We start from the raw sequence: 18682 nt of genomic DNA on the forward strand, positions 1-18682 counted from the left end.
TCGTCAATAAGCTGAACGATAGACCAAGGAAACGGCTGGGATACCGAACCCCAGCTCAAGTGTTCTTAGGGGAATACTCAGGAGCACTAGAAACCGCAGGTGCTGCACTTATTAGTTGAATTCAGGACATCAAGGCTTAATGCCGTTAATCAGCGCGGCGCGCTTACTTTGCGTGCGGCACCGACTGCGCGAAATCGGCACCCGAGAACGGTTAATCGCACTCAGTCATTTATCGGATATGCTGACGGTTGCTCAATCGGCGTTACTGCTAGCGGCATTCGAGCGTTTGCAGCAGCGCTTGCTGGATCAGCAGCGTTACAATAAATCCCATGGTCAAGCCGCCGACGGCTGGGTTGACCTGCGCCGGCTGCGTGAAGACGAACGGTTGTTATTGAAGTTTGACCTGCAGCAGATTAGGGCGTTTGTTCAGCGCGTGAGAACTGCTTAGCGGCTAAGCCTTCATGACGGCGTTTCGTCAGGTGCGGCGGGCAGTTCCAGAGTTAGGCAGGCGCCACCCAGCGTTTTAGCATCCTCTACCCAGAGCCGACCGCCTAGGTGAGCAATAATGCCCCGACTAATCGGCAGGCCTAAACCGCTGCCTCTTGGTCGGCCACGGGGGATATCGTCATCCTGCTGAATTTGATGGAATTTTTCAAAGACTCGTTCACGTTCATCTTCGCTAATACCCGCACCATTATCCTCGACGCTTAGCCGGAAATGACGGCGATGGCGGTAAAGCGTAAGGCGTACTTTTGGCTGCTCCCGGTCGGCAAACTTACCTGCGTTATCCAGCAGGTTAATAATCACTTGCTCTAAACGGTCATGGTCGCCAACCACCATCGCTGGATCTACTTCTAAGCTGACCTCCAGCACAATGCCGCGCTCTTCATGCAGATGGGCAATGGCATCGATGCTGTGCCGGCTCAGGGCGGCAAGGTCGAGGGGCACGGGATTAAGTGTTAAACGACCACTCTCCAGGCGGGCAAGATCGAGGATCTCCTCAATTAAACGCGACAGCCGCTGGCTTTCGTGAACAATGACACCCAGAAAATGCTGGCGCTTCTCGTCAGGTAGCCGTCCGCTATCGCGCAAAATTTCCGCAAAGGCACGGATGGAGGTGAGCGGCGTGCGCAGCTCGTGGCTGACCATGGCGACAAACTCATCTTTCAAGCGATCCAACTCACGTAGCCGCTCGTTGGCGCTACGCAGCTCTTCGCCGATTTTCACCAGCTCCTGGGACTTCTGCTCCAAACGGCGGTTGTACTCCAGGGTTTGTGAAGTCGTATCCAGAATGCTTAGAATCGACTCAATATCCAATGCTTCACCGCGCACTACCGAGTTGATCAGCACTCGCGCTGAGGAACTGCCCAGTGCTCCCGCTAGCGCCTGTTCGGCGCGGGTAATCAACTCGGCGGTGGCGGGCTCATCTGCCGCGTAAGCGCTTTTGCTACCGTTATGGCTGAACACGCGGCGGGTGGTCTGGGCACCCAAATAGCGAACGAGCAGCTCTTTGAGTGCCCCTTGGGTCGTTTGCCCGCGCCAAAGTGACGTCGATAGCGAGCTGGTTTGCAGGTTAGGGTGCATCGCTTCAGTGAACAGTGCTGCCTGGGTTTGCTCAAGAGGCGTAGGGCGGGTAAACAGCGAGACACCTACCAATAACCCCACATTGGCCAACATGCTCCAGAGTAGCGAATGGGTGTATATATCCCAGTTCACCAGGCCGAATAAGCCGTAGGGCATTAGCCAGGCAATTCCCCAGGGGCCTTCAGTGAGCAGAGAGGCATCCAACCAGCCAGACTGGGCAAACCCAGGTAGCAGTAGCGTGTAGCACCAGATTAAGAACCCGGCGATTAAGCCAACGGTGGCGCCTTGGCGAGTAGCGCCGCGCCAATATAGGCCAATTAAAAGTGCCGGTGCAAACTGCGCTGCCCCGGCAAACGAGACCAGCCCAATAGTCACTAAACTATAGGAGTCGCCAATCAGCGCATGGTAGAGATAGCCAAGCAGCAGAATCAGCACGATAGCGACGCGGCGAATACCCAATAGCCAACCGGCAAGCTCGCCTTTGGTACTTAGGTGCAGCCGCCGTGAGCGCAGCAACAGGGGCATCACCAGTTGGTTGCTGACCATGGTGGAGAGCGCAATGGTCTCGACAATCACCATACCTGTCGCCGCCGACAGGCCACCAATAAACACCAGTAGCGGCAGGCCTTCTAAACCGGCTGAAAGGGGCAGGGTCAGCACGAAGCTGTCCGGGTCACCCGCGCTGACGCCAAGCAGCAGACCCGCCAAGGCAATGGGAATAACGAACAGATTAATCAGCAGCATATAGAGGGGAAATAGCCAGCTTGCGCGAGCTAAGTGCGCCTCATCGACATTTTCGACCACCAATACCTGAAATTGCCGGGGCAGGGTTAAAAAGGCCAGAAAGGCCAGCACCAGCATACCTACCCAGCCAGTGACGCCACCGGGAACGTTGTCCAAGCGCATGCTATCGACAAGGGCCGGCGTGGCCGCTACCTGGGCAAATAACGCGGCGGGGCCTGCAAACATCACGAACACCACGAACACGCCAACGGCCATAAAGGCGACTAGTTTGACGATGGATTCCACCGCAATGGCCGCCACCATTCCTTCATGACGCTCGCTGGCATCCAGGTGGCGCGTGCCAAACAGGATAATAAACACGGCCAATACCAGGGCGACCCAGAGGGACTTGTCCATCCAGAAATGTTCATCCATCAAGGTGGTATCGGCTGCACGGGGATAATTGATCAGCACCGCGTGGCTGACGGTAATCGCTTTTAGCTGCAGGGCGATATAGGGGGTGATACTAATCAGCGCCATCAGCGCAACAAGGGCGCCTAAACTGGTGCTTTTGCCATAGCGGGCGCTGATAAAGTCGGCAATCGAGGTGATCCGCTGTCGCGCGGCGATGCGCACCATCTTGCGGATGACAAAGGGAGCCAGCAGCATCGCCAGCGTCGGCCCCAGGTAGATGAGTAAAAAACTGGGGCCATATTCGGCGGCGCGGCCAACGCTGCCGTAGAACGTCCAGGCCGTGCAGTAAACGGCGATAGAGAGGGCATATACCGTTGGCGAGCCAATGATGGAGCGACCCTGCTCCGCCCGCCGATCGCCCCAGGCGGCAACCACAAACAGCAGCGCCAGATAGCCAAAGGCGGTGGCTAGGATAATCGCCTCGCTACGCATGGTTAGCGGCCCGCACGCTGTTCCATAAGCCAGGCGGTTAAGCCGATCACCACTGTCCAGGCGATAAATAGATAGAGCGGTAGCCAGCCCACGCTAACGGTGGGTAGTCGATCCACCACGATAATCAACGGCGGGCAGAACAGCAGCAAGGCAATCGCCACCAGGGCCACTAGACGCTCTGTTTGGCGTGATTTCATTGCGAACGGTTTCATCAGGCACTGGCATCCTGTCGGTCGAAGGCGTTGGCTTGCAGCGCTAACAACTGCTCAAGCGTATCGACACCGCGGGCTTCCAAGCGTGGCAACAGGGCTAGCCATAGCTCGGCGGTCACCCGGGCATCGCCTAATGCAGTGTGGCGGGTGCCCGGTGGAAAAGCCAGATCGTAGCGCTGGGCAAGGCTATCCAGATCATGCCCATCGAGAGCTTCGTCCAGTGCCCGCGAAAGCAGCAGAGTATCGATCACAGGAATATCAAAGGCGACCCCTTTGTGGCTAATGGCGAGCAGATCAAAAGCGGCGTTATGGGCCAGCAATACCGCTTCGCCGACATAGTCACGAAAGCGGGTCAGCACAATATCCAGCGGCGGCGCACCGACCACATCGGCATCGGTCAAGCCGTGAATCGCGGTGCTAGCGGGAGGAATAGGCCGCTGGGGGTCGACTTTTTGATCGAAGGCTTCGCTGGCCAATAAACGCGCGTTGACCACGCGGCAGGCGCCAAGACTGATCACCGTATCGCCCCGGCGCAGCTCAAGCCCGGTGGTTTCCGTATCAAAGGCGACGATTTCCAGGCTGCGCAGTGTTCGGCTTGCCAGCGCTTCATCCGGCGGGGGCAGGTCGGCGATGCCAAAGTCATGGAATTCAGGGCGTGGCGGGGCGGTTTCCCGTGGGGCGCCGACGCGCTCCATGGCGGGCAGGGGGAGCCGCAAGCGTGAATAAACGCCATTATCGTCGGCCAGGCTCCAGATATCGCTGGCGTGTTGGCGCAGCACATCGGCGACGCTGGGAGTCAACGGCAGTGAGTTGAGCGGCTGCTGGCGCCACTCCGCCAGTTCATGCTCGGGGATCGCCTTACCTCGCCAAATAAGGTCGAGATAGACGCGTTTGTTACCCAGGCATATCTCACCTTCAAAGCCACTGTCAGGAAGATGGACATTGAGGTGTTTCACCAAAGAGTCAAACAGTGCGATCAAAGCGGGGGCGTCGCCTTTAAACCAGGCGGGCATGCCCACCGGAGTAATTAAGCGGTGCGCCGGATCAAGGCGCTCATCAAGCGCCTGCCAGAAGTCGTTTGACCACATCGGCGTTAAGCGCTCGCCCTGGTGCTGCATATCGTCGAGCAGTTGGCCGATTTTCGCTACGTTGTCGCCGAGCGTAGCGCCCTCTTCTTGAATAACCCGTTCAAAACGCTGGCGTAAAGACGACGTGCTGGCGTCGTTTTGGTTACGCAGTTGAATCAGGGCATCGGCGGCGCTGGTCAGGCTGGCGGTATGTTGACGCAGCGGTGTGAGCATATCGGCCAGTTCCGCTCTAACGCCCATTTCGCTCGACCAGGAGGCAGTGGCGTCGCTAAAGGTCAGCAGTGTTTCGCCATCGCTACCCGGCACGCGGCGTAAAATCACCTTGAGCCAGCGGTCGTCACAGGGGGCCAGCAGCTCGCGGGGGGAGCCGTCGGTAGGCAACTGGCTAAGCACCTGCTGTAAGCTGGTGACTGGGAGCAGAGCTTCCAGACGCTTGCCCAAGCCTAATCCGGTATTGCCGACAAAAAAATCTTCGGCTGCCTGATTAAACAGCATGACACGACGGTGGTGGTCGCATAGCAGTAGCGGTGTTTCAAGCACTTGCAGCAGCGTTTCCAGCTCTTGACGAATGCGAGCCGCACTACGGGCCCCCTCTGCGTGAGCGGTGGTCAGGCGGCTGCGATCCTCACGCCAGCTTTCGCGCACACGACGTAGATCCGGCCCTAGGCCTTTTAGCCAACCTTCGGGCGGGTGTTCGTCGCGGGCATCCGGGCTCGCGACCAAGCGGGCAAGCTGGACTTGAAGGTGACGCAAGGGGGTAAACAGCATGCGTTCAAGCAACAGCCCGATTAAAAAAATGGTCGCGCCGCCTGAAAAGCTGCCAATCCACAGTGCCACCCGGGTGGCGCCAGTTGGGCTAAGCTGGGCATCCAGCCATGTGGCAAAAATTGCACCGCCCAACAAACTGATACCGCTAAGTAGCAGCCACAAACCCATCAGGCGCTGGCGCTTGGGGAGCCCACCTCGGGTCATGGTTGCTCCTTGAGCAGCAGTGCTTTGACTTTTTCCACCAGCGTTTGGGTCGAAAAGGGTTTGGTGATGTAATCATCGGCGCCCAGCGCCATGCCTTTCTCCCGCTCAACATCACGCCCGTGCGCGGTAAGCATGATAATCGGCAGTTGGGCGGTAGCCGCTTCGCCACGCAACCGCTCTAAGACGTCAAAGCCGCTAATCCCCGGTAGGCTAATATCGAGTAGCAACAGATCGGGCTGGCTATCATTCACTCTTGCCAGAGCCTGTTCACCATCTTCGGCAGTGACGACCGCAAACCCTGCTTGCTCCATCAGGAATTCCAGCGATAAAACAATGTTGGGTTCGTCATCGACAACGAGCACTTTAGCCATGGAGCTCTCCTGCTTTTAGTTGTTTTAACCTTGCCTGGAGTCTAGATAGATCTAACGGGTCAGCCAAGACGACCTTGGCCGAATGCAGGCAAGACAGGGACTACTGTAAAAGAGCTTTCCAAAAGAGCTTTCAAGCGCGCTTTGTTACACTGCATGTCTTTTGGTCATGGCTTAGGGTGTTATGGCTTTCCACTGATTTGTTTGCTAGGGCTGTGAATGCGCGTATTACTGTTATCTGCCTATGAAGCGGTAAGTCATCGCTACTGGGCGGAGAGTTTGATGGACACTATTGGTGAGGTCAGTTGGACGTCGTTGAGTTTGCCGCCAAGACATTTTCGCTGGCGCATTCGCGGTAATCCGTTGAGCTGGATGTTAAAAGACCAGGCTACGCTGAGTCAGCATTTCGATGTGGTTTTGGCTACGTCGATGGTTGATTTGGCAACGCTGGTCGGGCTTTTTCCTCACTTGGGACAAGCTAGAAAAATCGTCTATTTCCATGAAAACCAGTTTGCCTATCCGGAGTCGAGCGATCAGATGCCGCACTCAGAGGCCAAGATGGTCAATCTTTATACGGCGTTGGCGGCAAATAGCGTGGTGTTTAATAGCGCCTACAACCGTGACTCCTTTATCGATGGCGCGCGAGCCTTTCTGAAAAAAATGCCGGAAAACCTCCCCGCGGTTAAGCCCCTTGAAGCACTACGTTCGCGTGCCCAGGTGTTGCCGGTACCCATCCCTGTTAGCAATAAAATGTATCGCGATGCAGCGATACCCCATCGTATCGTTTGGAATCATCGCTGGGAGTATGACAAAAACCCCGACGACTTCTTTGCGGTACTGTTTGCCTTGAGCGACGCCGGGGTCTCATTTGAGCTGGCGGTACTGGGTCAGCGTTTTCGTCAGGCCCCGGCTATTTTTGCCGAGGCCGAGCAGCGCTTAGCCAAGCATATTGTGGCCTGGGGGCCGCAGCCGGAGGAGGGGTATCGCGAGCTGCTGGATAGTGCCGGTATTGTGGTATCCACGACATGGCATGAGTTTCAGGGCTTGGCGATTATGGAGGCGGCCCAGCGCGGGGCGCTGCCGCTGGTGCCTGATCGGCTCTGTTTCCCCGCTCTCTACCCGCCAGTCTATCGTTACGACGGTACGCGGGAGGGGCTGTACGAGCGACTCGGTGCCTGGCTAACCGACTCCGGGGCTCGTCCAGAACCCCTTGAGACCACCGTTTGGGAGTGGCCCGCATGGCGCGAAGCTTACCGACAATTGCTGATGGGTTCGACTTAATAGCTTGGGCTTTCGTTAGTCGTTAAGCAATTTCGGTTTTTTCCTTAAATTCGCATAGATCTTCGATGATACAGCTACCGCAGCGGGGTTTGCGGGCAATGCAGGTATAACGGCCGTGCAGAATCAGCCAGTGGTGAGCATCGTGAAGAAACCCTTTTGGCACATGGCGCAGTAGTTTTTGCTCCACCTCAACGACATTTTTGCCTTTCGCGATGCCGGTGCGGTTGGATACCCGGAAGATATGCGTATCCACTGCCATGGTGGGCTGGCCAAAGGCGGTATTGAGAATCACGTTGGCGGTTTTACGGCCGACCCCCGGCAAGGCCTCTAACGCTTGGCGGGTGTTGGGTACCTCGCCGCCGTGCTGATTGACCAGTATATGGCAGGTTTTCATCAGGTTTTCGGCTTTGGTGTTGTAGAGACCGATGGTTTTGATATGCGCTTTAAGTTCGTCGATACCTAAATCAATAATCGCCTGGGGCGTATTAGCAACAGGGTAAAGGCGTGCGGTGGCTTTATTCACCCCCACATCGGTGGCTTGAGCAGAAAGCAGTACAGCGGCAAGCAGTTCAAACGGCGTGTTCCAATTTAGCTCGGTAGTGGGGTGAGGATTTTCCGCCTGAAGGCGAGCAAAAATTTCATGGCGCTTTTGGGCATTCATGGCGGTTCTCTTGGTCTAATTATCCCAGTTGTGTACTTAACGGCTATTTATATGTCGACTATTTAATCGTACCGGTGACCCGCACGCGGCGATCGGCGCGCGGAGTGGCAGCCACTGGTCGGGCACGGGCAACACTGCGTTGGTCGATGACGTTTTTCAGGGCGATTAACATACCCGCCACAAAAAACGCCCCCGGCGGCAGTACGAAAAACAGGAACTGGTAGTCGTCGGCAATGGTGAGTTGCCAATGGGCCGCACCAGGCCCAAACAGTAGTGCCATACCGCTAAACAGTGTGCCCTGGCCGAGTAGTTCGCGTAGCGCGCCAAGCACGATGAGTACCGCACCAAAACCGAGTCCCATCATAAAGCCGTCTATAGCCGCTGGAAGAACCGGCTGGTGAGAGGCAAAAGCGTCGGCGCGGCCGAGAATGGCGCAGTTGGTGACGATCAGCGGAATAAAAATCCCCAATACCTGGTAGAGCGGGTAGGCATAGGCGGCCATCAGCAGCTCGGCGCAGGTAACAAAGGCGGCAATCACCATCACAAATGCGGGCAGGCGCACCGCGCTGGGCACCTGGTGACGAATCAGTGAAATCGCCGTGCTGGCGCCCACCATCACCAGTAGCGTGGCCAGCGCCAGCCCCAGTGCATTGACGACGCTGCCGCTGACCGCCAGCAGTGGGCAGAGCCCCAGCAATTGAACCAGTGCGGGGTTGTTTGACCAAAGGCCGCTGCGGGCAAGTTCGCGCCACTGACTCATAGGGAGGGCTCCTCAAGTGACATTGGTAGTGGTGTATCGGCGGCGTACTGAAGCGCTTTATGCACCGCGTTCACCACGGCCCTGGGGGTAATCGTCGCACCGGTAAAGGCATCAAACTGGCCGCCGTCTTTAGCCACTGCCCAGCCGCCGTTTGGTAAGCTATCTAATCCCAAGCCGTTAAAGCCAGTGATCCAGTCGCTGCGGCTGCGCTCAATATCATCGCCCAGGCCGGGGGTTTCCTGGTGCTGGGTAACGCGCACGCCGGTAATACGCTGCTGCTCATCAATGCCTACCAGTAGGCGGATTTCACCGTTATACCCCTGCCGCGTGATGACCGGCAAAATCACTGCGCTGCTCTCGTTACTGCTCTCGTTAATGTTGTTGTTACTGCTCTTGCTATCACTCACCCACCAGCCTTGGCTATCACTCTGAAGTCCTAGCGCTTCTGGATTGGGAAGCGTAAAGGTGCTTTCCAGTACTTGGGTAACGGGCGTATTCGCCAGCGACTGGGGCAGCACTTCTTGAAGCTGGCGGTGCTGGTAAGCCAACTGATGCGTTTCTATACGTTCGGCGGTAAGCGCGCGGGTAAGCGCGACACTGCCCGCGGTGACCAGTGCAAAGGCCCCCAGCGCAAAGGCGCCGCGCTGCATGGCCTGGAAGAGAGTCATAGTCGCTCTCCTGGCTTTCCTGATGTGGCTTTTGGCTGACCGGTGGGGCGCGGTACGCTATACAGGTCGAGTAGCGGCACGCACAGGTTCATTAACAGCACCGCAAAGGCCACCGCATCGGGGTAGCCGCCAAAGGTGCGGATAGTAATCACCAGCGCGCCAATGCCCACGCCATAGAGTAGCTTACCGCGTCGACTGGTGGCGGCGGAAACCGGATCGGTGGCAATAAAAAAAGCCCCAAATAGCGTTGCCCCGGTAAGCAGGTGAAATAGCGGCGAGGCAAAGTGGCTGGGGGCGCTGAGGTAAAATAGCGTGGCAAGTACCACCAGGCTTCCCACCATCGCCACCGGGATATGCCAGCTAATAATCCGCTTCGCCAGCAACAATACGCCACCCGCTAACCATGCAAGGCCCACCCATCGCCAAGCATTCAGAGTGCCTTCCGGCAGGGGGCTGGTCGCCCAGAACTCGTTGGCAAGCACCGCGTCGCCTTTGTGTTTAAAGGCATCAAGCGGCGTGGCACCGCTCAAACTATCCAGTTGGGCGGTCGGCAGCGTTCCAGTGATTTGCGCCCATAGGCCATCTGGTATGAGTCCCTGGGGCGATGCCCATAGCGTCATATAGGTAGGAAAGGACACCAGTAGCAGCGCATAGCCCACCATGGCAGGGTTAAAGGGGTTATGGCCCAAGCCGCCGTATAGCTGCTTGGCGACCACGATTGCCGCGACCATACCCACGCCGATAAGCCACCAGGGGCTGGCAGGGGGCAGTGACGCGCCCAGTAAAACGCCGGTAAGTAGGGCGCTTGAGTCATTCAACGTTACGCGAATGGGCCGCCTGCGTAGGCGCAGCACGGCGGCTTCAAGGGCGACTCCAAATGCCGCGGCCAGTAGCACATTGCTGATGACACCGAGGCCAAAGAAGTAGCTCATGGTGGCGATACCAGGCAGCGTCGCAATGATCACCCAGCGCATTAGGCGCGTCATTGGCGGCACGTTAGTCGCCTTCGCGGCATCGTTAACGCCTGAGGCGTGCATCATGCTCATGGTGACTCCTTACTAGCGCTGTCGGGTGACTGCTGTTCACGCGCCTGGGCAAGCTGCCATTCGGCCGCCTTTAAGTTCTCCTGGGCGGTGGCAAGCTGCATTTCTAAATCATCCAGGGATTGTTTGGGATCTTCCTGGGCCACCCGCGCCAGGGTTTTTTCCGCTTTTTTGACCGATGCTTTAGCGGCAGCATGGGCAATCCGCAGGCCGCGTAAATCGACTTTTTCGCTGCTGGATGTGGCCGCGTTAGAGGGGCGCCGTTGTTGCGCCTGCCGGGCTTGCTTGCGTGCCTGTTTTTCAGCCTCTTCCCGAGCGAGCCGTGCTTGGCGGAACTCAAAACGGTGTTTGGCGTGCTCGGCTTTAGTGGCTTCAATCCGCTGCAGGCGTATCCGGCTTTTGGCTTCGCGGTAATCTACAACCAGCGGAATATGGCTGGGGCACACATAGCTGCAGGCGCCGCACTCAATGCAGTCAAACAGGTGGTAGCGCTCCAGCTTGGTATCGTCTTGAGCGCGGGCGTACCAATGCAGCTGCTGTGGCAGCAGCGCCACCGGGCAAACACTTTCGCACTCGCCGCAGCGTATGCAGGGCGCTTCTACCGGGGAAGGCGGTAGCTCATCAAGAGTGGCGGCGATCAAGCAGTTAGTCAGCTTGGTAACTGGCGTATCCAGCGTTAGCAGCGGTGTGCCCATCATGGGGCCGCCCTGAATCACTTGGTTTAGCGCCGAGTGATTCACTCCCGCTTCCGCAAGCAGTTCCTTAATCGAAGTGCCCAGGCGTACCCAGCGGTTGCCGGGCTGGGCAATCGCTTCCCCAGTGAGCGTGACGATTCTTGAAACCAGCGGCTGACCATCGCGCACCGCGTGTAGAATCGCCAGCAGGGTGCCGGGGTTATGGCACAGTACCCCCACATCCGCGGGTAGCCCGCCACTGGGCACGTTAAGATCCAATAGTTTTTTAATTAGCTGGCGCTCGCCGCCGCTGGGGTAGCGGGTGGGGATGACTGTTAGCTCGACCGGCACTGGTTGACTATCACGCAGGGCTTGCTGCAGGGCTTCAATGGCCTCGGGTTTGTTGTCCTCAATGCCAATAACGATATGCTGCGCGCCACACAGTTTGGCGATGATCTGCGCTCCTTCAAGTATCTCGCCAGGGTAGTGGCGTAGAGCAAGGTCATCGGCGGTGATATAGGGCTCGCACTCGGCGGCGTTGATCACCAGGGTGGCGATCGCATGCCGTTCGACCACTCGCGCTTTGATATAGCTGGGAAACCCCGCTCCGCCTAAGCCGACAATGCCACTTTCGTTTAAACGCTCAAGCAACTCTTGGCGCCCGGTACTGCGCCAGTCGAGGCTAGGCAGCCGGAACAACTCATCTTGCCCATCGCCCTCAATGGTGATTTGGGCTGTGGTGACCTCGGTGACTGTGCCGCTGATGCTGGCGTGCAGGTTGCTGGAGATCATGCCTTCACGATTGGCAATCACGCTGCCGACTTTTACTCTATCTCCCGATGCCACACAGGGCGTGGCGGGTTGGCCGCTGTGCTGCTGAAGCGGCAGCGTCACTCGACTGGGCAGCGGCGCTTCAATCAGCGTTGCCTGGCTAGAGCGCTGTTTGCGCTCGGGAGGATAAATGCCGCCAGGAAAGTCATAGGCGCTCGGCATGAAGATCCCCTGGGGCAGGTTGGCGGTCGCTGACAATTAATTCCGGCGAAGGCGTTACGATCGGCTGCCACTGGGTGAGCGGTGCTGAGCGAGGCAGCATATCAATACAGTCGACGGGGCAAGGGTCAAGACAAAGATCGCAGCCGGTGCATTCGTCTTCAATCACGGTGTGCATCAATTTAGCCGCGCCGATAATCGCATCCACCGGGCAGGCCTGGATGCATTTGGTGCAGCCAATGCACTCCTCTTCGCGAATAAACGCTACCTTGGCTTCGCTCTGGGCGTCGCCGTCAAGTGGCTCAGCTTCGCGACCGAGAAGATCGGCAAGGGCGTGAATGGTCGCTTCGCCACCGGGTGGGCATTTATTCAGCGCATCGCCCTGATTGATTGCTTCAGCGTAAGGGCGGCAGCCAGGGTAGCCGCATTGGCCGCACTGGGTTTGTGGCAGTAGCGCATCAATTTGCTCAACTAATGGATTATCTTCGCGTTTGAAGCGCTCGCTAACCACGCCCAAAAGCGCCCCGAAAATAATCCCTAGTCCGGTAAGCACTCCCACCGTACTGAGAATGCCCCACCACGAAAAGGTGTCACTCATGGCGGTTACCCCTGTACTAGCCCAGAAAAACCCAGAAACGCCAATGACATTAGGCTGGCGGTGACCATGGCAATCGCAGCACCCTGAAAGGGTTTGGGGATATCCGCTCCCGCTAGTCGTTCCCGCATTGCCGCGAATAGCACCAAGATAAGCGAGAAGCCCAGCGCCGCCCCTAACCCGTAAAGGGTGGTATGAAAAAAGCTTAATTCACGATTTAGCGACAGTAGCGCGACGCCCAACACTGCGCAGTTGGTGGTGATCAGCGGTAGAAATATTCCCAACACTTGATGCAGCAGCGGACTTAGTTGGCGCACCATGATTTCGGTAAACTGCACCACGGCGGCAATTACCACAATAAAGCTGATGGTGCGCAGGTAAGTAATATCCAGCGGCACAAGCAGGCCGTGATAGACCACGTAGCTCGCAGCCGACGCTAGGGTCAGCACAAAGGTGGTGGCTAGGGACATGCCCATGGCCGACTCCAGTTTATTGGAGACGCCCATAAAAGGGCACAGGCCCAGAAACTGAACCAGCACGAAGTTGTTGACCAGCGCAGTGCTGATCAAAATGATAAATAGCTCACTCATGGCGGCGTATTGTGCGAACAAAAGGTGGCATTGGCTAGTGCGAAGCTAGGAAACTTGATGAGATAACCGCCTCTGATGGCGTGGTTTGTGTTCAACGTGCGTAAGCAATAATGAAAAAAGGGCAGAGCGCTTTTGCCTCTACCCTTTTTGTTGGTTGCTACGCTTGGTTAAGTAACTCGCTGACCCGGCTCTGCCCCGGTGTCAGGTGAAAGCAAATAGATGCCTTCTTCGTTGGCCGAGGCTAACACCATGCCTTCCGATACGCCAAAGCGCATTTTGCGCGGTGCCAGGTTGGCGACCATGACCGTTAAACGGCCTTCCAGGGCTTCCGGTGCGTAGGCGGAGCGAATGCCCGAGAACACATTGCGGGTTTCACCGCCCAGGTCGAGGGTCAACTGCAGCAGCTTGTCGGCGCCTTCTACGTACTCGGCTTTGGCGATACGCGCAATGCGCAGGTCGACTTTGGCAAAGTCTGCAAAGTCGATTTCCGCAGCGATAGGCTCTTCCGCCAGCGGGCCTTTGGGGACTTCTTTCAATTTTTGCTCTTCCACGAGATCTTCCTTCGATGCTTCAATCATGGCATCGATTTTGTCGCGTTCAACGCGAGTCATCAGTGGTTTGAATTTGTTGATCGAGTGATCGGTCAATACATTTTGACGCGTATGCCAATCCAGCGACTCAACGTTAAGAAACTCACGCGCTTGCTCGGCCATGGCGGGTACCACGGGCGCTAGATAGACCATCAATTGGCGGAACAGGTTAATTCCGACCGAGCATATGTCTAAGACTTCCGCATCGCGGCCATCCTGTTTGACCAGTGCCCAGGGCTCTTTATCGGCGATGTAGGTATTGGCTTCGTCCGCCAGCTCCATAATTTTACGCATTGCCCGGCTAAATTCACGTGCTTCAAAGTCTTCGGCGATATCGTCACCGGCGGCAATAAAACGCGCCACCATCTGCGGTTCTGCGCAGTGCTCGGAAAGATTTCCACCGCCAAGTTTTTTAACAAACCCGGCGCAGCGGCTGGCAATATTGACCACTTTGCCGACCAGATCAGAGTTTACCCGCGCGGCAAAGTCTTCCAAATTCAGATCCAGGTCATCGACCTTGGAAGTGAGTTTGGCGGCAAAGTAGTAGCGCAGATATTCAGGATTCAAATGATCGGCGTAGGTGGCGGCTTTAATAAAGGTGCCGCGGGATTTCGACATCTTGGCGCCGTCTACCGTCAGGAAACCGTGGCAGTTGACCGCGGTGGGTGTGCGTAGATCAGCACCATGCAGCATGGCGGGCCAGAAGAGTGCATGGAAGTAGACAATATCCTTGCCGATAAAGTGATACACCTCGGCATCCGAGTCTTTATTCCAAAAACTGTCGAAGTCGATACCTTCACGGTCGCATAGATTCTTGAAACTGGCGAGGTAGCCGATAGGGGCGTCCAGCCATACATAGAAGTATTTGCCGGGGGCGTCGGGAATTTCGAAGCCGAAGTAGGGCGCATCGCGGGAAATATCCCACTCGTTAAAGCCGGACTCAAACCACTCCATCAGCTTATTGCGGATTTGCGGCTGAACATGACCGTTGTCAATCCAGCGTTGTAAGAAGTCTGCAAAGTCGGGCAGCTTAAAGAAGTAGTGGGTCGAGGTGCGTACTTCGGGGGTGGCGCCGGAAATTGCCGAGACCGGGTTGATCAAGTCGGCGGGGGTATAGGTGGCACCGCACTTTTCGCAGTTGTCGCCATACTGGTCATCGGCGCCGCACTTGGGGCAGGTGCCTTTAATAAAGCGATCCGCTAAAAACAGCCCCTTTTGGGGGTCGAACATCTGTTCAATATCACGGGTGGCGATATGGCCTTTGTCGCGCAGGCGCTTATAAATCATTTCGCTGAAATGGCGGTTTTCAGTCGAGTGAGTCGAGTAGTAGTTGTCGAACCCGACTCCAAAGCGTGCGAAGTCTGTCTGGTGGTCGTTGGAGACCCGCTCGATGAGGGCTTCGGGGGTTATACCTTCCAGTTCGGCACGCAGCATAATGGCGGTGCCATGGGCGTCATCCGCGCAGACGTAGTGGCACTGTTGGCCACGACTTTTCTGGAAACGAACCCAGATGTCAGTCTGGATATACTCAAGCAGGTGACCGAGATGGATCGCTCCGTTGGCGTAGGGGAGCGCGCTAGTCACCAAAATGTTGCGCGTGGCGGTTGTAGGCATGGTGAAGGTTAATTCCGAGTGAATAAAGGTGCCGGGCAGGCAGTAACAAAAACACGGCGAAGTTACAAAACGCTTCGCCGCTGACGCTGTTGACGGTAATGATTAGTAGAGCGCTTGCTCTTCCTGAACGACTTCGCGGAGCAGTTCTAAAAAGAGTTTATCCGCTTCAGAGTGTTCAGCCGGGTCTTCCGGAATATGCACGCTGGTGGTATCGGAAATTTCGTTGGCAATCCGCGCCATTGCCGCTGGGCTATTGCCTTCAGCCAGTTGTTCTTTGGCAATCGCCAGTGATTGCTCAAGGATTTTTGGGTCTTGCAGCAACTTACGAATAAAGCCACGTAGCTCGTTGATGATACGTGTTTTCTGAATTTCTGAACCGGACATGGGAGTCTCCTCAGGATCGCGATTGACGACAGCGTCAAGCGAAACCAATCAATGCGTTGACCATAGCATTTTTTCCGCCAACCGGCATGAGTTGCCGAGCATTAATACGCAACATTAAAGGGTCAATCGACCGGCCTTATGTTTAACGGGATTTGCGTACTGGGCAAGCCAATAGGGGCGCAGTGGCTCGGGTACTTCGGCGAGCCGGGCATTAAAGCGTTCTCGGTCTTGGCGAGTGATGGCCTTGCGCGCTACTAGCTCCGGCGCTTCGCCCAACGCCTCTAAAGCTAAATAGTGACTGGGGAAGAGGCGATAGCCACCAATCACCTGGCGATCAATCTCAGCCGCCACTTCGTCTGGCGTGGCCATATCGGAGCCCACCGGTGTGCCAAAATGCAGCCGTACACGGCCTTTAGTGCCGGTAATGCCTGCCACAATCGAGCGGATATCCTCGAACTCACTTTTGGCGTAGCTGCCTAGGGTGTCGATATCGTGCAGTTCCTGGGCTTTTTGCACATCGCAGGGGTCATACTCGTAGCTAATCGAAACCGGTAATAGTTTCAGTTCCGCGATGGCTTCGCCAAACACCATATCGCGCTCGGCATTACGTCTGGCCATGGTCAGCATTTTAATGATGGCCGGCTCTGTATGGTCAATGCCGTTCTTGGCACGCCCTTCGCGCTGGGCCATCCAGATAGAGTGCTGGTCTTCGGTAATGGTGTGGCGAATATACGCGGATAGTTGCTGATAGGCAGCCAGCATTGCCCGCTTGCCGCGAGCGCTGCGTGGCACAATAAAGCTTTTATTAAGCCGCATTAGATCGGTAACGTAAGGCTTTTTGAGCAGATTGTCACCGATAGCGATGCGCACGGTGTCGCGGTTTGCCTGATACAGCGCGTAGTTGACGAACGCGGGGTCTAACGAGATATCGCGATGATTGCCAATAAAGAGATAGGCGCCGTTGGCGTCGAGTTTGTCGAGGCCAGTGACTTCAAACGCATCCGTGGTGGTGCGAATCATGCGCTCCATATAGTGAGCAATGCGCATTTGAAACTCGTAAACCGACGAGACGCCTTTGACTTCTCGGCGCACGGCACGGCTGGCAAACAGGCGTGCTAATGACGGCGCCCAGCGTGCCATGCGCGGCAGTCGGAAGCGAGTTAGCGCATCAAGCAGCTCGTTGTCCCGGGAGAGCCGGGAAAGCACGTCTGCCACTTCATGATCCATAAAGGGCCGAATATCGGCCCACGGGTCTGTCTCGGTAGCGGCGGTGGTAGCGTTATTGTGATCAGTCATGCGAACCGTTGGAGGATAAACCATGTGTGATTAGAAATAGGTATCGATTAATGGCATCGAGGCGAAGGTATATAGAACCACTTACTGCGCCGCGGGTTCCCGCTGCGTCTCGCCGCCAAGCCACTCTATCAAGCGCGGAATATCCATGGATAGCGCCTGGGCCATTAAAATAAAGTCTGTTTCCAGGCGAGCAAGCGCATCATCGCCGTCGTCAGCATGGTCGGCTTCTTCAATCAAGGCATCGCCAAAACGTAACGATTTCAGCGCCAAATCATCGTGTAATACAAAGCTTAACCGGCCTTCCAGGCTAACAGCGAGTTTACTGGCTTGGCGGCCACTCTCAAGCAGTTGCTGAATTTCATCGCTGTCTAGGTCGACCTGGCGAGCACGCAAAACACCGTCATCGCCTTTGGCTTTTAGCTCGACCTGATCACCCAACTGTAGATCGGCAGGTCGGCTAGCTACATCTCCCAGCCAAGTCGTCATGGCACGGATAGGCAGCGTTTGTGAGCTGAGCGGGGTGACTTTTAAGCTGCCCAGAGTTTCACGCAATAAATCCAGAATATCTTCAGCGCGGGTGCGCGAACTGGCGTTGATGCCGATCATTTGGCCGCGGGTGTCCCACCACAGATCGATTTTCTGGCTGCGCACAAAGGCGCGGGGCAGTAAGTTTTCAGTCACCTGCTCTTTGAGCGCGGTCTTCTCTTTGCGAGTCACTTTACGGCCTTCGCTGGCCTCAATGTCGGCCACCTGCTCATCAACTTCTTCTTTGACCACAGAGGCGGGCAGCAGGCGCTCCTGGCGCAGGGCAGAAAGCAGCCGGTGTCCCTGGATTTCGTGAACCAGTTGACCGCCACCGAGACGTCCTGCGGGCGCCGTCCAGCCCAGGCGTCGCGCATCGGCGTTGCCCAGTGGTTTAGCGGAGTGCTCGTCTAAAGCGCTAGCGAGAGCATCGCTGGATAACTCGGGCGCGCCGTGCAGGCGGTATAAATGCAAGTGCTTAAACCACATGGAGCCAATCCTGTTCAAAAGGTGGCACATTATGGCGAAAGCGGGGCCTTCCTGCCAGCGGCTGCCGCCAATCGTCTCTGTTGCACGCGTTTCAAACTTGTGTTTGATTGGGGTGTTGGCTAATACATATAAAGGAGCTGTTATGACCATGTCACTGTCACGGGTTCAATTGCGCGTTCGCGGTTTTCACTTGGATGGCTACGGGCATGTGAATAACGCCCGCTATCTTGAATTTATGGAAGAGGGGCGCTGGGATTTCTTTGATCAGCACCCTGCGATGATCAAGCAGCTCGATCAAGCCGGGCGGGCGTTTGTTGTCGTCAATTTGAATATTGATTATTTGGCGGCGGCGGGCCACGGCGACGATTTGGAAATCATGACCGGGATCGTCGATCTAGGCGAACGCAGCGGCGTGTGTCACCACCGCATTGTTCGTAAAAACGGTGGGCGCAAAGACGGCACCGTTATTGCCCGTGCGGATTTGACCTTCGTATTGCTTGATATGCGCGCCAATAAGGCCGCCGCAATCGAGGGAGAGGTGCGTGAGGCGTTAGCCGCGTTAATCGTGACGAAAGAGGCATTTAGCCCCTAAACGGCTTTGCTGAGCTGTCTGGCTGCCCTTGCTGCTTTTGCGGTGGTATGATGGCGGAGTATTTGCGCGCCGTTCTATGC

The 18682-nt window shown here is 56.4% G+C and carries 18 protein-coding genes; 3 read left to right on the plus strand and 15 right to left on the minus strand.

The genetic code is table 11. The features are described 5' to 3' along the window. Positions 1-139 precede the first annotated feature (139 nt). Positions 140-448, plus strand: coding sequence for a putative nucleotidyltransferase substrate binding domain-containing protein (locus QT230_RS15525; protein WP_308322901.1), 309 nt, complete (start codon positions 140-142; stop codon positions 446-448). An 11-nt stretch (positions 449-459) separates the two neighbouring features. Here the strand turns inward: QT230_RS15525 and QT230_RS15530 are convergent, their stop codons facing one another. From QT230_RS15530 to QT230_RS15545, 4 genes are read right to left on the minus strand one after another with little or no spacing between them, the layout of a single operon-like run. Continuing rightward, entirely contained in the window at positions 460-3213 is a 2754-nt protein-coding gene (locus QT230_RS15530; RefSeq protein WP_308322902.1) for a sensor histidine kinase, read from the minus strand. Positions 3214-3215: 2 nt separating this feature from the next. Then, positions 3216-3425, minus strand: coding sequence for a hypothetical protein (locus tag QT230_RS15535; RefSeq protein WP_308322903.1), 210 nt, complete (start codon positions 3423-3425; stop codon positions 3216-3218). Next, positions 3425-5485, minus strand: a complete 2061-nt coding sequence (locus QT230_RS15540) for an exonuclease domain-containing protein (RefSeq protein WP_308322904.1) — start codon at positions 5483-5485, stop codon at positions 3425-3427. The genes QT230_RS15535 and QT230_RS15540 overlap by 1 nt, the downstream gene beginning before the upstream one ends. After that, complete coding sequence (locus QT230_RS15545) at positions 5482-5856, minus strand: response regulator (RefSeq protein ID WP_308322906.1); 375 nt, start codon at positions 5854-5856, stop codon at positions 5482-5484. The genes QT230_RS15540 and QT230_RS15545 overlap by 4 nt, the downstream gene beginning before the upstream one ends. 216 nt (positions 5857-6072) lie before the next feature. Between QT230_RS15545 and QT230_RS15550 the strand changes: the two genes are divergently transcribed. Continuing rightward, a complete protein-coding gene (locus QT230_RS15550; protein ID WP_308322907.1) occupies positions 6073-7134 on the plus strand; it encodes a DUF3524 domain-containing protein in 1062 nt (353 codons plus the stop codon). A 22-nt stretch (positions 7135-7156) separates the two neighbouring features. Here QT230_RS15550 and nth read toward each other — a convergent pair whose 3' ends face one another. From nth to QT230_RS15605, 11 genes are all read right to left on the minus strand, one after another. Further along, positions 7157-7795, minus strand: coding sequence for an endonuclease III (nth, locus tag QT230_RS15555; RefSeq protein WP_308322908.1), 639 nt, complete (start codon positions 7793-7795; stop codon positions 7157-7159). Between the two features lie 58 nt (positions 7796-7853). Further along, the gene (locus QT230_RS15560; RefSeq protein ID WP_308322909.1) at positions 7854-8555 is read right to left on the minus strand and encodes an electron transport complex subunit E; all 702 of its coding nucleotides are present in this window, start codon (positions 8553-8555) and stop codon (positions 7854-7856) included. Next, positions 8552-9223, minus strand: a complete 672-nt coding sequence (gene rsxG, locus QT230_RS15565; protein WP_308322911.1) for an electron transport complex subunit RsxG — start codon at positions 9221-9223, stop codon at positions 8552-8554. Before rsxG ends, QT230_RS15560 begins: the two co-directional genes overlap by 4 nt. Continuing rightward, positions 9220-10269, minus strand: coding sequence for an RnfABCDGE type electron transport complex subunit D (locus QT230_RS15570; protein ID WP_308322912.1), 1050 nt, complete (start codon positions 10267-10269; stop codon positions 9220-9222). The genes rsxG and QT230_RS15570 overlap by 4 nt, the downstream gene beginning before the upstream one ends. Beyond that, positions 10266-11933 (minus strand): electron transport complex subunit RsxC, encoded by a 1668-nt coding sequence (gene rsxC, locus QT230_RS15575; RefSeq protein ID WP_308322913.1) that lies wholly within the window; start codon positions 11931-11933, stop codon positions 10266-10268. Before rsxC ends, QT230_RS15570 begins: the two co-directional genes overlap by 4 nt. Next, positions 11917-12528, minus strand: coding sequence for an electron transport complex subunit RsxB (gene rsxB, locus QT230_RS15580; RefSeq protein WP_215093048.1), 612 nt, complete (start codon positions 12526-12528; stop codon positions 11917-11919). The genes rsxC and rsxB overlap by 17 nt, the downstream gene beginning before the upstream one ends. Before the next feature lie 5 nt (positions 12529-12533). Beyond that, positions 12534-13115, minus strand: a complete 582-nt coding sequence (rsxA, locus tag QT230_RS15585; protein ID WP_308322915.1) for an electron transport complex subunit RsxA — start codon at positions 13113-13115, stop codon at positions 12534-12536. Positions 13116-13282: 167 nt separating this feature from the next. Next, entirely contained in the window at positions 13283-15319 is a 2037-nt protein-coding gene (metG, locus tag QT230_RS15590; protein ID WP_308322916.1) for a methionine--tRNA ligase, read from the minus strand. Positions 15320-15421: 102 nt separating this feature from the next. Next, complete coding sequence (locus QT230_RS15595) at positions 15422-15703, minus strand: hypothetical protein (RefSeq protein WP_308322917.1); 282 nt, start codon at positions 15701-15703, stop codon at positions 15422-15424. A 114-nt stretch (positions 15704-15817) separates the two neighbouring features. Next, the gene (locus QT230_RS15600; RefSeq protein WP_308322918.1) at positions 15818-16999 is read right to left on the minus strand and encodes a 1-acyl-sn-glycerol-3-phosphate acyltransferase; all 1182 of its coding nucleotides are present in this window, start codon (positions 16997-16999) and stop codon (positions 15818-15820) included. An 81-nt stretch (positions 17000-17080) separates the two neighbouring features. Further along, positions 17081-18010: a recombination-associated protein RdgC gene (locus QT230_RS15605; protein WP_308322919.1), complete on the minus strand. Its 930-nt coding sequence runs from the start codon at positions 18008-18010 to the stop codon at positions 17081-17083. 142 nt (positions 18011-18152) lie between these two features. Here QT230_RS15605 and QT230_RS15610 point away from each other — a divergent pair, with 142 nt between their 5' ends. Continuing rightward, entirely contained in the window at positions 18153-18602 is a 450-nt protein-coding gene (locus tag QT230_RS15610) for a thioesterase family protein (RefSeq protein ID WP_308322920.1), read from the plus strand. The last annotated feature ends 80 nt before the right edge of the window (positions 18603-18682 follow it).

The sequence above is a fragment of the Halomonas sp. SpR8 genome (genome assembly GCF_031010195.1).
In the GTDB taxonomy this organism is placed as follows: Bacteria; Pseudomonadota; Gammaproteobacteria; order Pseudomonadales; family Halomonadaceae; genus Vreelandella.